The 13,733-nt window shown below is 64.8% G+C and carries 10 protein-coding genes; 1 reads left to right on the top strand and 9 read right to left on the bottom strand.

The features are described from left to right. Position 1: 1 nt before the first annotated feature. The 7 genes from ACNQQL_RS32615 to coq7 all read right to left on the bottom strand — a co-directional run bounded on the left by ACNQQL_RS32615 (position 2) and on the right by coq7 (position 7,527). Positions 2 to 1,408 (bottom strand): UDP-N-acetylmuramoyl-tripeptide--D-alanyl-D-alanine ligase, encoded by a 1,407-nt coding sequence (locus ACNQQL_RS32615; RefSeq protein WP_204425691.1) that lies wholly within the window; start codon positions 1,406 to 1,408, stop codon positions 2 to 4. Continuing rightward, positions 1,405 to 2,943 (bottom strand): UDP-N-acetylmuramoyl-L-alanyl-D-glutamate--2,6-diaminopimelate ligase, encoded by a 1,539-nt coding sequence (locus ACNQQL_RS32610; RefSeq protein WP_347068439.1) that lies wholly within the window; start codon positions 2,941 to 2,943, stop codon positions 1,405 to 1,407. Before ACNQQL_RS32610 ends, ACNQQL_RS32615 begins: the two co-directional genes overlap by 4 nt. After that, positions 2,940 to 4,787: a peptidoglycan D,D-transpeptidase FtsI family protein gene (locus ACNQQL_RS32605; RefSeq protein ID WP_034182631.1), complete on the bottom strand. Its 1,848-nt coding sequence runs from the start codon at positions 4,785 to 4,787 to the stop codon at positions 2,940 to 2,942. The genes ACNQQL_RS32610 and ACNQQL_RS32605 overlap by 4 nt, the downstream gene beginning before the upstream one ends. Continuing rightward, the gene (gene ftsL / locus ACNQQL_RS32600) at positions 4,784 to 5,125 is read right to left on the bottom strand and encodes a cell division protein FtsL (protein WP_009694564.1); all 342 of its coding nucleotides are present in this window, start codon (positions 5,123 to 5,125) and stop codon (positions 4,784 to 4,786) included. Before ftsL ends, ACNQQL_RS32605 begins: the two co-directional genes overlap by 4 nt. Then, entirely contained in the window at positions 5,122 to 6,063 is a 942-nt protein-coding gene (rsmH, locus tag ACNQQL_RS32595; RefSeq protein ID WP_347068436.1) for a 16S rRNA (cytosine(1402)-N(4))-methyltransferase RsmH, read from the bottom strand. The genes ftsL and rsmH overlap by 4 nt, the downstream gene beginning before the upstream one ends. Positions 6,064 to 6,086: 23 nt before the next feature. Further along, positions 6,087 to 6,515 (bottom strand): division/cell wall cluster transcriptional repressor MraZ, encoded by a 429-nt coding sequence (gene mraZ / locus ACNQQL_RS32590; protein ID WP_006487094.1) that lies wholly within the window; start codon positions 6,513 to 6,515, stop codon positions 6,087 to 6,089. Between the two features lie 385 nt (positions 6,516 to 6,900). Then, positions 6,901 to 7,527 (bottom strand): 2-polyprenyl-3-methyl-6-methoxy-1,4-benzoquinone monooxygenase, encoded by a 627-nt coding sequence (gene coq7, locus ACNQQL_RS32585; RefSeq protein ID WP_034182629.1) that lies wholly within the window; start codon positions 7,525 to 7,527, stop codon positions 6,901 to 6,903. Between the two features lie 276 nt (positions 7,528 to 7,803). On the opposite strand from coq7, the gene ACNQQL_RS32580 reads away from it, so the two are divergent. Beyond that, positions 7,804 to 8,961, top strand: a complete 1,158-nt coding sequence (locus tag ACNQQL_RS32580; protein WP_072436398.1) for a porin — start codon at positions 7,804 to 7,806, stop codon at positions 8,959 to 8,961. A gap of 360 nt (positions 8,962 to 9,321) precedes the next feature. Here ACNQQL_RS32580 and ACNQQL_RS32575 read toward each other — a convergent pair whose 3' ends face one another. Beyond that, the gene (locus tag ACNQQL_RS32575) at positions 9,322 to 10,995 is read right to left on the bottom strand and encodes a long-chain fatty acid--CoA ligase (protein ID WP_347068433.1); all 1,674 of its coding nucleotides are present in this window, start codon (positions 10,993 to 10,995) and stop codon (positions 9,322 to 9,324) included. A 136-nt stretch (positions 10,996 to 11,131) separates the two neighbouring features. Further along, positions 11,132 to 13,207: a molybdopterin oxidoreductase family protein gene (locus tag ACNQQL_RS32570; protein ID WP_347068431.1), complete on the bottom strand. Its 2,076-nt coding sequence runs from the start codon at positions 13,205 to 13,207 to the stop codon at positions 11,132 to 11,134. Between the last annotated feature and the right edge of the window lie 526 nt (positions 13,208 to 13,733).

Below are 13,733 nucleotides of genomic sequence, written 5' to 3'. Positions count from 1 at the left end.
CTCAGTGGGCAGCGGGCGTCGCGCCCGCTGCGGGTTGGTTCGTCAGCGCGTCAACCACGCGCTCCATCTTCATGTACCTCGAGCCCTTCACGAGCACCGTCGCCTGCGCGCCGTAGCCCGCCGCGAGCAGCGCCGACACGAGCGCGCCGACGTCGTCGAAATGGCGGGCCGTGTCGCCGTATGCCGTACAGGCATCGCGCGACGCATCGCCGAGCGCGAACAGCGCGTCGATCCCGCGCTCGCGCGCATAGGCACCGATCTCGCGATGGAATGCCGGCCCTTCGTCGCCGACTTCGCCCATGTCGCCGATCACCAGCACGCGCGGCGCCGGATGCGCGGCGAGCACGTCGATCGCGGCACGCATCGAATCGGGGTTCGCGTTGTACGTATCGTCGACGACCGTCGCGCCCGCGAGGCTGCCGGCGATCGCCTGCTTCACCTGCAGCCGGCCCTTGACCGGCTCGAACGATTCGAGGCCCTGCCTGATCGCCGACAGCGCGACGCCGGCGCCCAGCGCCGCGGCCGTCGCTGCCAGCGCGTTGCGCGCGTTGTGCTCGCCGAGCGCACGCAGCCGCACCGTGACGGCGCCGGCCGGCGTGTCGATCGCGAGTTCGCCGCCTTGCAGACGGCCCGTGACCTGCGCCTCGGTCTGCCGGTCGGCATCGTTCAGCGCGAAATCGAGGATCCGGTTGCCCGTCGCCGCGACGCGCCAGATGCCCGCGTACGCATCGTCGGCCGGGAACACCGCGACGCCGTCCGGCGGCAGCGCGTGAATCACGGCCGCGTGTTCGAGCGCGACGGCTTCGACCGTCGCCATGAATTCCTGGTGCTCGCGCTGCGCGTTGTTGACGAGCGCGACCGTCGGCGCCGTGAGGCGCGCGAGGATTTCGGTCTCGCCCGGGTGGTTCATCCCGAGCTCGATCACCGCGAGGCGATGCGCGGCCGACAGGCGCAGCAGCGTCAGCGGCAGGCCGACGTCGTTGTTCAGGTTGCCGGCGGTTGCGAGCCGCGCGTCGGTGCCGACCGCCGCCGCGAAGATCGACGCGATCATTTCCTTGACGGTCGTCTTGCCGTTGCTGCCCGTCACCGCAACGAGCGGCAGCGGGAATCGTTTGCGCCAGCCGTGCGCGAGCGCGCCGAGCGCGGCGCGCGTTTCGCCGCCTTCGATCGCCGGCATCGCGAGGCCCGCCGGCACGTGCGCGACGAGCGCCGCGGCAGCTCCGCGCGCCGCGACATCGCCGAGGAAGTCGTGCGCATCGAAGCGCTCGCCCTTCAGCGCGACGAACAGGTCGCCCGGGCCGACCGTGCGGCTGTCCGTCGACACACGGTCGAACGTGACGCCCGCGTCGCCGTGAACGGTTGCGCCGGGAATCAGGCGAGCGGCTTCGTCGAGACTGAGCATCGTCATTCGCCGCCTCCCCTGCCGTGCGTCGGGCGCGCTGCCAGCGCGAGCCGCGCGTGATCCTGGTCGGAGAACGTACGTTTCTTGCCCATGATTTCCTGCGTCGCCTCGTGGCCCTTGCCGGCCAGCACGACGACATCCTCGCGTGCAGCGCCGCGCACGGCCTGCAGGATCGCGCTCGCGCGATCCTCGATACGGCGTGCGCGAGCGGGCACGGTCATGCCCGCGACGATCTGGTCGATGATGCGCTGCGGATCTTCGCTGCGCGGGTTGTCGCTCGTGACGACGATTTCGTCGGCGAGCCGCTCCGCGATCGCGCCCATCAGCGGCCGCTTCGTCGCGTCGCGGTCGCCGCCGCAGCCGAACATGCACACGAGCCGGCCGCCGCGCGCCGCGGCGATCGGGCGCAGCGCGTCGAGCGTCTTCTCGAGCGCGTCGGGCGTGTGTGCGTAGTCGATCACGACGAGCGGTTCGTCGTTCTGCAGCCGGCCGCCAAGCCGCTGCATCCGGCCGTTGACGGACTCGAGCCGTTCGATCTCGGCGAGCGCCGCGTCGAACGGCACGTCGGCCGCGAGCAGCGAGCCGAGCACGGCGAGCAGGTTGCTGACGTTGAACGTGCCGAGCGTGCCGACTTCGACGTCCGCGTCGCCCCACGACGAACGCAGGCGGAATGCCGTGCCGGTCGCGGTAGCGCGCACGTCGAGCGCAACCAGCTCGCGATCGGCGTCGGGCGCCTGCGCGTCGCCGATCCCGTACGCGATCGTGCGCACGCGGCCGGCCAGCTTCTCGAGCAGGCTTTGGCCGGCTGCGTCGTCGCGGTTGACGACCGCCGCGCGCAGGCCACGCCATGCGAACAGCTTCGCCTTCGCCGCCTCGTACGCGTCGAACGTACCGTGATAGTCGAGGTGATCCTGCGTGAGATTCGTAAATACCGCGATGTCGAACGCCGTACCGTTCACGCGCCCCTGGTGCAGCGCGTGCGACGATACTTCCATCGCCACCGCCTTTGCACCCGAGTCGCGCAATTGCGCGAGGCTGCGCTGCAATTGCGGCGCGTCGGGTGTCGTAAAGCCCGTCGGCACGAGTTGACCGGGCATCCCGCTGCCGAGCGTGCCGATCACCGCGCACGGCTGGTGCAGCGCCGTCAGCGCGGCGGCGATCCACTGCGTGCACGAGGTCTTGCCGTTCGTACCGGTCACGCCCACCGCAAGCAGGCTGTCACTCGGATCGCCGTACCAGCCGCTGGCGATCTCGCCGGCGAGCTGGTCGAGCGCCGGCACCGCCAGCGCGACGGGCACGGCCGGCGCGGCGGCCAGCCCTTCCGGCTGATACAGCACGGCGGCCGCACCGCGTGCGACGGCGTCGGCAACGAAGGCGCGGTTGTCTGCCCCGTCGACCGCATACGCGACAAACACGTCGCCAGCCTCGAGGCTGCGCGTGTCGGCATGCAGTTGTGCCGCGGGGGCCACATGCTGACGCAGCCACGCAAGCGCGGCTGTGATCTGCTGATGCGCCGGATGGGAACTGCGGGCGGCGCTCATCGAACAACTCCTGGTGAATTACGCGTCGTGCTGGACACGATCATATGCTTTGCACCGCCACCCGCGGCCAGCTTTTGCGGCCCCGCTGCGGAAGGTGCTGCCGGCGAATCGTCAGACACGACAAGTTGCTTGATCGGCATGTTCGGCGGCACGTTCAGCGCACGCATCGTGTCGCCGGCGATCGCCGAGAATACAGGGCCGGACACCTGACCGCCGAAGTGGCTGCCGGCGGTCGGCTCGTCGACCGACACCGCGACGACGATGCGCGGATTCGGCATCGGCGCCATGCCGACGAACGATGCGCGGTACTTGCGCGTATAGCCATGGCCTTCATGCTTGTACGCGGTACCGCTCTTGCCGCCGACGCGATAACCCGGCACGGCCGCATCCGGCGACGTGCCGCCCGGCGCGACCACCGTCTCGAGCATCGCGCGCACTTCGCGCGCGGTGGTCGGGTTGAACACCTGCGTGCCCGCGACCTGCTGGTTGGGGTCGGTCTTGAAAATGGTCACGGGCATCAGCTCGCCATCGTGCGCGATCGCCGTGTACGCCCGCGCGAGCTGGAACAGCGACACCGACAGGCCATAGCCGTACGACATCGTCGCCTGCTCGATGCGGCGCCAGCTCTTCCACGGCCGCAAGCGGCCGGCCACCGCGCCCGGGAAGCCGACCTTCGGCGCCTGGCCGAGGCCGATGCTGGTATACATATTCCACATTTCCTCGGGCCGCATCGTCATCGCGATCTTCGTCGCGCCGATGTTGCTCGACTTCTGGATCACGCCGCCGACCGTCAGCGTGCCGAAACCCGCGTCGTCGGTGATCGGCGCGCCGTCGAGCACGAAATGCCCGTTGCCCGTCTCGACGAGCGTGTTCGGCGTCACGCGATGCAGGTCGAGCGCGAGCGACACCGTGAACGGCTTCATGATCGAACCCGGCTCGAACACGTCGGTCATGATCCGGTTGCGCAACTGCTCGCCCGTCATGCGCGAGCGGTCGTTCGGGTTGTACGTCGGGTAGTTGACGAGCGCGAGCACCTCGCCGGTGCGCACGTCGACGACCATCGCCGCGCCGGCCTTCGCCTTGAACTTCTCGACGGCGGCCTTCAGGTTCGCGTACGCGATGTACTGGATCTTGCTGTCGATCGACAGGTCGACGTCGGTTCCATTGTGCGGCGGGATCTGCTCGGCGACGTCCTCGACGATGTGCCCCATCCGGTCCTTGATCACGCGGCGCACGCCCGACGTGCCGGACAGCATCTTCTGGTCGCCCAGTTCGACGCCCTCCTGCCCTTCGTCCTCGACGTTCGTGAAGCCGATCAGGTGCGCGGTGATCTCGCCTTCCGGATAGAAGCGCTTGTATTCGTTGCGCTGATAGATGCCCGGAATGTCGAGCGCGGCGACCTTGTCCGCGATGTCGATCGGCACCTGGCGCTTTACGTAGACGAAACCCTTGTCTTGCGACAGCTTCACGCGCAGCTCCTTCGACGTCATGCCGAGGAGCTTGCCGAGCTGGTTGACCTTGTCGGCGTCGAGATCGTCCGGCACCGCGTCGGGAATCGCCCAGATCGCACGCACCGGGAGGCTCGTCGCGAGCACGAGCCCGTTACGGTCGAGGATCTTGCCGCGCGTCGCGGGCAGCTCGAGCGTGCGCTGGTAACGGCTTTCGCCCTGCTTCTGGTAGAACGCGTTGCCGGGCCCCTGGATCCAGAACGCCCGCGCGGCCAGCGCGACGAACGCCATGAACAGCATGAACACGACGAGCTTCGAGCGCCACATCGGCAGGTGCACACCCAGCACGGGGCTCGATGTGAATTTCACGTTCTGGCGCTTTTGCGACGGCTTCATCGCGCGCCCCCCTTGCCCTTGCCGGCCGTGTCGGCCGAAGCAGGGATCGGCGCGTCGATCGCCTTCGCGGCGCCCGGCGGCAGCGTCAGGTATTGCGTGCGGCCGGTCGTGATCGGCTGCATCTTCAGCGAATCGTTCGCAAGCTGCTCGATGCGCGACGTCTTCGACAGCGCGCTCTGCTGATATTGAAGCTGCGCATAATCCTGCTGGAGCTGACGCTCCTGCGACTGCGCGCGCTGCAGCTGGATGAAGATCTGCCGCTGCTGGTTCGTCGAGTTGACGACCGACAGCGCGCAGCCCATCACGATGATCAGCAGGAAGATATTGAAGCGGCTCATGGCGTGACGCGCTCCGCAATGCGCATCACGGCGGACCGGGCGCGCGGATTCGCGGCGACCTCCGCTTCACTCGGAAACTGGCGGCTGATGATCTTGAGCGGCGGGCTCGGGAGATCGACGGCACGGATCGGCAGGCGACGATCGACCGCAGGCGCACTGGCGTGCGCCTGCATGAATCGCTTGACGATCCGGTCCTCGAGTGAATGAAAGCTGATGACCACCAGCCGCCCCCCTTGCTCCAGCAACGACAGTGCCGCGTCTAGTACGACTTGCAGGTCCGCAAGCTCTTGATTGACGTGAATCCGTATAGCCTGAAAGGTGCGGGTTGCCGGATCCTTGCCCTTCTCACGGGTTTTGACGACGTGACCCACGATTTGGGCAAGCTCGCCCGTGGTGTCGAGAGGCCCAAGACGGTCGGACTCTGCCCGGCGAGCAACAAGCGCCTTTGCAATCTGAAAAGCAAACCGTTCTTCCCCATAATCTCGTATCACCTCCGTCAATTCCTGCACCGAAGCCCGCGCGAGCCATTCGGCCGCCGACTCGCCACGCGTCGGATCCATTCGCATGTCCAGCGGACCATCGGCGCGGAAGCTGAAGCCGCGCGCCGGATCGTCCACCTGCGGCGAGGACACGCCCAGGTCCAGCAACACACCCGACACCTTCTCGACGCCGCGCGCCGCAAGCGCGTCGCGCATCGAAGCAAAGCTGTCATGCACGATCGAGAAGCGCGCATCCTCGATGCCCTGCGCCGTCTCGATCGCCCTCGGATCCTTGTCGAACGCGATCAGCCGCCCGTCCGCCGCAAGCCGCGCGAGCACCGCGCGGCTGTGGCCGCCGCGCCCGAACGTGCCGTCGACATAAACGCCGTCCGGCCGCGTCACGAGCGACTCGACTGCTTCATCCAACAGCACTGTCCGATGCTGCAATTCGTTTCCCATCGCGGGCGTCTCCGTCACCGCAATCAGAACGTGAAATTCTTCAGCGCGTCGGGCATGCCCTGCGCCATCGCCGCCTGCTCCTTCGCGTTGTAGGTCTGCGAATCCCACAGCTCGAAGTGACTACCCATTCCCAACAACATGACTTCCTTTTCCAGTCCGGCTGCCATGCGCAGCTCGGGCGATACAAGAATCCGGCCCGCGCTGTCGAGATCGACGTCCATCGCATTGCCGAGAAAAATTCGCCGCCACCAGTGCGCGTCCATCGGCAGCGCGGCGATCTTGGCGCGGAACACTTCCCATTCGGGGCGCGGAAACAGCAACAGGCAGCCGTCCGGGTGCTTGGTCACAGTCACCCGCCCTTCTGCCTGTCCTTGCAGCGCTTCGCGATAGCGAGCCGGCACCGACATCCGCCCTTTCGCATCGAGCGTCAGCGCCGACGCCCCTTGGAACACTTTCCGCTCTCCCGTTCAGGGCACCGAAGTACCCGACCAATGCTGAGAATTTAGCCGGAATAGCCCGCCAAATCACACAAAAATACACTTTCTCACACTGTCTCCCACTTTAGAGGAAGGGTGTGGCACGGTCAAGGGAGCGGCCCGCTTTTTTGACGAATTTTGTTAGTTAGAACAAGGACTTACGCGCACATGCTCATGCGCCCCCTCATTCCAAAAACCGTTATAAATGAATGAGCTAGTGCAACATGTGAAGGTGATACATGAGAAAGGCGGGCCAGACGGGCGTGCGGACGGGGCTTTCGGGGGCGGGAAAACGTGGAATAAACGGGCGGTATCGGAGGCGGTGAGCCGGGGCGACGTCATGCGTCGCCCGGCGCAAATCTCAGAGATAGTATGCAGTGCTCGTCATGACTTTCGACGCGGCACGCATCAGCATCCGCGCAGGCAGCGGCAGTTCGATTCCGCCGGCGTCGGTCGCGGCCTTGCCGTGCTTCACCTCGTCGATGCGCATCTGGTCGACGATCGCGCGCGATGCCGTATCGGTCGCCGGCAGTTCCGACATATGACCTTCCAGGTGACTCTCGACCTGCCGCTCCGTCTCGGCCATGAAACCGAGGCTGACCTTGTCGCCAAGCGTGCCGGCCGCCACGCCGATCGCGAGCGCGCCGGCATACCACAGCGGGTTCAGCAGGCTAGGACGCGAATCGAGCTCTTTCAGGCGGTGCGCGGTCCACGCGAGGTGGTCCTCCTCCTCACGCGCGGCCTCCTCGAACATCGCCTTCGCAGACGCCGTGCGCGCGGTGAGTTTCTGCGCCTGATAGAGCGCCTGCGCGCAGACTTCGCCGACGTGGTTCACGCGCATCAGCCCTGCGGCATGCGTACGCTCCGCGGGCGTCAGCTCGACGTCCGGCGCGGCGGCCGGCGCGGGCACCGGCCGGCTCATCCGGCTAATGCCGGTCAGCGATCGCAGGCCGCGATCGAATTCGCTGATCAGTTCATCCAACACCATCCTGTTCTCCTGGCTGCATGTGCCGCCGCGAGCGGCGAGAGCACGAGTCCGCTGCGTAACCGACTTGATTATTCAGCGGAAATTGCGGTTAACCCGTGATTTTAACCATTGTTGCATAAAGGAAACATGGCGACCTTGAGCTGCGGCATTTCGCTTTGTGGCAAAAAACGGTTTTGCTACATTACGTGCGACTTCTTGCGAAGTTGATGGGGCCCGTCAACAGAACATAACTATCCGCCCCGCCAAAAAAATTCAGTGATTCTTGGAGATCCGTTAATGAAAAAGTCGCTTCTCGCGCTCGTCGCGCTGGGCGCGTTCGCTGGCGCTGCTCATGCGCAAAGCAGCGTGACGCTTTACGGCATCATCGATGAAGGCCTGCTCTTCAACAACAACGCGGGCGGCAAGCACCTGTACAGCATGGCCAGCGGCGTGATGCAAGGCAGCCGCTTCGGCCTGCGCGGCACCGAAGACCTCGGTGGCGGCCTGAAGGCGATCTTCACCCTCGAAAACGGTTTCGACGTGAACAGCGGCAAGCTCGGTCAGGGCGGCCTGATGTTCGGCCGTCAGGCTTACGTCGGCCTGTCGAGCCAGTACGGCACGGTCACGCTGGGTCGTCAGTACGACTCCGTCGTCGACTTCGTCGGCCCGCTCGAGGCAGGCGACCAGTGGGGCGGCTACATCGCCGCTCACCCGGGCGACCTCGACAACTTCAACAACGCCTATCGCGTAAACAACGCGGTCAAGTTCACGAGCCCGTCGTACGGCGGCCTCACGTTCGGCGGCTTGTACAGCTTCGGCGGTCAGGCAGGCCAGTTCTCGAAGAACCAGGTCTGGTCGCTCGGCGCAGGCTACAACAACGGCCCGCTGGTCCTGGGTGTCGGCTACTTGAACGCACGCACGCCGGGCAACTTCGGCGGCATGTTCAACAACGGCTCGACGGCTGCGACGACGGCAGTATCGTCGCCGGTCTACGGCGCATACGCGAACAACGCGAACACGTACCAGGTCATCGGTGCAGGCGGCGCTTACACGTTCGGCGCGGCGACGATCGGCGCGACGTACTCGAACACGAAGTTCAAGGGCTTCTCGGTCGGTCCGTTCGTGAACCAGACCGCGACGTTCAACAACGGCGAAATCAACTTCAAGTATCAGTTGACCCCGGCGCTGATTCTCGGCGCAGCGTACGACTACACGCAAGGCAGCAAGATCGACGGCAACTCGGCAGCCAAGTACCACCAGGGCTCGCTGGGTGTCGACTACTTCCTGTCGAAGCGCACCGACGTCTACGTGATCGGCGTGTACCAGCACGCATCGGGCAACGTGCTCGACGCGAAAGGCAATGTCGTTCAGGCAACGGCAGCGATCAACGGTCTCGCAGGTTCGAGCACCAGCAACCAGGTCGCAGCACGCGTCGGCATCCGTCACAAGTTCTAATCAGCTTGTCTGACAAGCCGCAGCATATTGAAGGCGCCTTCGGGCGCCTTTTTCTTTGCCGGCGATGAAAACGGAAGCGGCGTGCCGGACGATCGCGGTGCGATTCACGACCATCTGCATGGTCCTGCGGCAAAGCATACGCAAATGCCGGGCGCTGCCAACGCATGCGCCGAAATGCCGTGCCATCCGACCTCGGCGCTCCCGCCGGCCACTCGACCGAATCGTCCCGGCCGGAGGGAGTCCCCTTCGTCGGACGCATGTTCCGCGCGGTTGGATCCGGCGGCGTCGAATTTCGCGCCCACGCGGCGCAGCAAATAAAAAACCCGGCACACAGCCGGGCTTTCGCGGTCGATTTCGACGTTACGCGCGTCCGTCGCGCAGTTCGCGCCGCAGAATCTTGCCGACGTTCGTTTTCGGCAGCTCCGTGCGGAACTCGACCAGTTTCGGCCGCTTGTAACCGGTGAGCCGCTCCTTGCAGTAGGCGAGGATGTCCTTGTCGGTGAGCGCCGGGTCCTTCTTCACGATGAACAGTTTCACCGCTTCGCCGGAATGCTCGTCCGGAACGCCGACCGCCGCCACCTCGAACACGCCCGGATGCGACGCCACCACGTCCTCGACTTCGTTCGGATACACGTTGAAGCCGGACACGAGAATCATGTCCTTCTTCCGGTCGACGATCTTCACGTAACCGCGCGCATCCATCACGCCGACGTCGCCCGTCTTGAAAAAGCCGTCCGGGAACATGACCTTCTCGGTCTCGTCCGGCCGGTTCCAGTAGCCGGCCATCACCTGCGGCCCACGGATGCAGATCTCGCCGGGCTCGCCGAGCGCGACGTCGTTGCCGGCGTCGTCGCGAATCGCCACTTCGGTCGACGGCAGAGGCAAACCAATCGTCCCGCTGTATTCGGTCGCCGTCACCGGGTTGCAGGTCGCCACCGGCGACGTCTCGGACAGACCGTATCCTTCGATGATCGCGGTATGGGTCTTTTCATACCAGCGCTTCGCGACGCCCTCCTGGATCGCCATGCCGCCGCCGTTGGCGATCACGAGCTTCGACAGGTCGAGCTGATTGAATTCGGGATGGTTCAGCAGTGCGTTGTACAGCGTATTGACGGCCGGAATCGTCGAGATCTGGTAGCCCTTCAGTTCCTTGATCATCCCGCCGATGTCGCGCGGGTTCGGGATCAGGATGCCCATCCCGCCCGTGCGCATCGTCAGGAAACCGCAGACGGTCAGCGCGAACACGTGATACAGCGGCAGCGCGACAACCGTCACGAACTGTTTCACCTCCGGGTACTTCTCATGAGCCGGATGGTGCCAGGCGCCGGCCTGCAGCACGTTCGACACGATGTTCCGGTGCAGCAGCGTCGCACCCTTCGCGACGCCGGTCGTACCGCCCGTGTATTGCAGGAACGCGGCGTCGTCGGGGCCGATCTTCTGCGGTTTGAACGCCTGCCGCGCGCCTTCCGACAGCGCCGCCTTGAAGCGCGTGAACGACGGCAACTGCCACGCAGGCACCATCTTCTTCACTTTGCGCACGACGTAATTGACGAGCCATCCCTTGATGCCCAGCAAGTCGCCCATCGACGCGACGACGACATGCTTGACGGCCGTATTCGCAATGACGGCCTGCAGCGTCGACGCGAAATTCTCGAGGATGACGATCGCCTCGGCGCCGCTGTCCTTCAACTGATGTTCGAGCTCGCGCGGCGTGTAGAGCGGATTGACGTTGACGACGGTGTAGCCGGCGCGCAGGACCGCGACGATCGTCACCGGGTACTGCAGCACGTTCGGCATCATGATCGCGACGCGCGCACCGCGCGCGAGACCACGGGATTGCAGCCACGCGCCGAACTGGCGCGACAGCCTGTCGAGTTCGCCGTACGTGATGCCCTTGCCCATGCAGACGAACGCCGTGCGGTCGCGATACAGCCGGAAGCTTTCGTCGAGGAGGTCCGGGACAGACGGATAAGGAGACGCATCAATTTCGGCTGGAACGCCGGGTGGGTACGATTTCAGCCAAATTTTTTCCATACTGCGCGTCTCCTCACAGATTTTCGAATGGTCGTGCTAAAACGCATCGTAACGGCTCGCCCGTCTCGAAACAACAGGGTTAGATGTCCACTTCGAACTTTCGCGGAAAATCGTCTGATCATACGGGAATATTCGATCAAACTCGCTCAACCTCCACAAGACAGTCGTAAAACGTCGCCGAATTGCCGAGATCGGTCAGCGCCTGGCTCGTTACTTCGTTTGCGTTCCTGCCGTCCGGCGACAGCTTCTTCCACCAGATCGACAACCCGACAACGAGCCCTGCACGTGCGCGATCGGTAATTCTCGCGAGCGCCTGCATCGATCCGCGGTCGTTGAAGATGCGTACGATGTCGCCCTCCGAGATGCCGCGCGCATCGGCGTCGGCCGGGTGCATGTCGAGATGCGGCTCGCCTTCCGTAGTGCGCAGGCTGTCGACGTTCACGAACGTGCTGTTCAGGAAGTGGCGGGCCGGCGGCGAAATCATCGCGAGCGGATAGCGTGCGGCAAGCTCGGGTGCGGCCTCGGCCGACTCGAACGGCGGCAGGTAGTCGGGAATGGGGTCCATGCCCATCTGCTCGAGTCGCGGGCTGTAGAACTCGCACTTGCCGGACGGCGTGCGGAAACCGCCATTCGCGAACGGCGCGTCCGGCAGCTTCAACTTCAGCCAGCCTTCCCGTTTCAGCGTGTCCCAGTCGCTGTCGAGCGCCGGATCGTCCCACCGGAGCGCCGCGCGCGCGACCTCTTCGTCGCTGTGATAAAGCGCGGGCTCGTCGAGCCCCATGCTGCGCGCGATGCCGCGAAAGATCTCCGTGTTCGGCCGCGCGTCCCCGACCGGCGGAATCGACGGCAGGTTTGCCATCACATAGGTGTGGCCGTACGATTTGTGGACGTCCAGGTGCTCCAGCTGCGTGGTCGCCGGCAGCACAATGTCGGCGAAATCGACGGTATCCGTCTTGAAATGCTCGAGAACGACCGTGAACAGATCGTCGCGCGCAAACCCTGCGGCAACCTTCGAGGAATCCGGCGCGACTGCCACCGGATTCGAGTTGTACACGATCACCGCCTCCACCTTCGGCCCGAACGTTGCATCACCCGCGTGCAACAGCGCATCGCCGATCGCGTTCATGTTGATGATGCGCGGCAGCTTGTGCGGCCAACCCGGCATCAGATCCGGACGCAGCAGCGCCGCCTGGTTGACCGGTGCGGATTCCGACGACGAGAGCAACAGCCCGCCAGCCCGATCCCGCCAGGCCCCTGTCAGCGCCGGCAGGCTCGCAATCGCGCGCACGGCGTTGCCACCGCCGCGGACGCGCTGCATGCCGTAGTTGAGGCGAATCGACGCCTTGCGGGTTGCGCCGTAACGACGCGCAAGGTCGATCAGCTCCGACGCATCGATACCGCAGATCTGCGCGACGCGTTCCGGCGGATAGGACATCGCCCGCGCCTTGAGTGCGTCGAAGCCGAACGTATGGCTGGCGATGTAGTCGTGATCGAGCAGGTCTTCGGTAATCAGTACGTGCATCATGCCGAGCGCAAATGCGCCGTCGGTACCCGGCTTCAACGCGATGTGCTGATGGCATTTCTCCGCTGTCAGCGAACGATACGGGTCGATCGCGACAAGACGGGCGCCACGGCGCTTCGCTTCCTGCGCGCGTGTCCAGAAGTGCAGGCTCGACGCGATCGGGTTCGCGCCCCATATCAGAATGAGTTCGCTTTCCTCGAAATGCTCGAGGTGCATGCCGAGGCTACCGCCATACGTGTAACGCAGCCCCGCTGCACCGGCCGCCGCGCAGATCGCGCGCTCGAGCCGCGATGCGCCGAGCTTATGGAAGAACCGCTGGGCGATGCCCTCGCCCTGCACAAGCCCCATCGTCCCCGCGTAGCTGTACGGCACGATCGCTTCCGGCTCGCGCGCGGCGATTTCACCGAGGCGGCGGCCGATCTCGTCGAACGCTTCGCTCCAGCTAATCGGCACGAAGTGCCCTTCCCCCTTCGCGCCGACACGCTTGAGCGGAACCGTGAGGCGATCGGGATGATGAACCCGATCGGCATACCGGCTGACCTTCGTGCACAACACGCCTTGCGTCGGCGGATGGTCGGGATCGCCCGTGACCTTGATCGCCTTGCCGTTTTCGACGGTCACACGCATGGCGCACGTGTCCGGACAATCGTGCGGGCAAACGGCCCGGGCTACCTGTGTAGCGGCGTTCATCGTTTTGAATGCAGAGATGGGGATTCGCAAATTTTACGTGGGCACGCCAGATAACGCGCTTGTTTCGTACGGATCCTGGGTTATTTAGTCGAAGAGCGATTGCGGGAGCCGAAGGGTTTTAGTGGCTATGCGTACCGTTCGCGGAAGGAGAACTGTGCCTCCTGCTTTGCATTCGACGTGGACGGTGGAAAATTGATCACGTCCGACCGTGCCTATCGATACGTGAAGTGGAGGGAGTTGTGCCTTTGATCGAAGATGCAATCAATAAGCCGATCAACCGCTAAAGATATCAGCTATTGACAGAATGCGGCACTGCCATCGGGCACGTAGGGAGGGACGACTTGGACGCCATCGGCGCCCCGGCTCTGGCCCCGACTGCGGTGCCGTTGCTTGGCCGCCCGGCATTTCCGTCGCCGAAATGCAAAAACCCCCGCCTTGTGGGGCGGGGGTTTCTGGCTAAGGGAGCCTGACGATTACCTACTTTCACACGGGAATCCGCACTATCATCGGCGTAGAGTCGTTTCAC

Origin of the sequence: Burkholderia sp. LFS061, assembly GCF_047978125.1 — a bacterium.
Lineage (GTDB): Bacteria > Pseudomonadota > Gammaproteobacteria > Burkholderiales > Burkholderiaceae > Burkholderia > Burkholderia pyrrocinia_C.
Note: the sequence above shows the minus strand (reverse complement) of the source record. Positions and strands in the feature narration are given on the sequence as shown.

Excerpts from the sequence above, each read along its gene's own strand:
- ACNQQL_RS32605 (WP_034182631.1), bottom strand. The coding sequence starts at position 4,787 with ATGAAGCCGTCGCAAAAGCGCCAGAACGTGAAATTCACATCGAGCCCC.
- ACNQQL_RS32575 (WP_347068433.1), bottom strand. The coding sequence starts at position 10,995 with ATGGAAAAAATTTGGCTGAAATCGTACCCACCCGGCGTTCCAGCCGAA.
- ACNQQL_RS32615 (WP_204425691.1), bottom strand. The coding sequence starts at position 1,408 with ATGACGATGCTCAGTCTCGACGAAGCCGCTCGCCTGATTCCCGGCGCA.
- coq7 (WP_034182629.1), bottom strand. The coding sequence starts at position 7,527 with ATGGTGTTGGATGAACTGATCAGCGAATTCGATCGCGGCCTGCGATCG.
- ACNQQL_RS32610 (WP_347068439.1), bottom strand. The coding sequence starts at position 2,943 with ATGAGCGCCGCCCGCAGTTCCCATCCGGCGCATCAGCAGATCACAGCC.
- ftsL (WP_009694564.1), bottom strand. The coding sequence starts at position 5,125 with ATGAGCCGCTTCAATATCTTCCTGCTGATCATCGTGATGGGCTGCGCG.
- rsmH (WP_347068436.1), bottom strand. The coding sequence starts at position 6,063 with ATGGGAAACGAATTGCAGCATCGGACAGTGCTGTTGGATGAAGCAGTC.
- ACNQQL_RS32580 (WP_072436398.1), top strand. The coding sequence starts at position 7,804 with ATGAAAAAGTCGCTTCTCGCGCTCGTCGCGCTGGGCGCGTTCGCTGGC.
- ACNQQL_RS32570 (WP_347068431.1), bottom strand. The coding sequence starts at position 13,207 with ATGAACGCCGCTACACAGGTAGCCCGGGCCGTTTGCCCGCACGATTGT.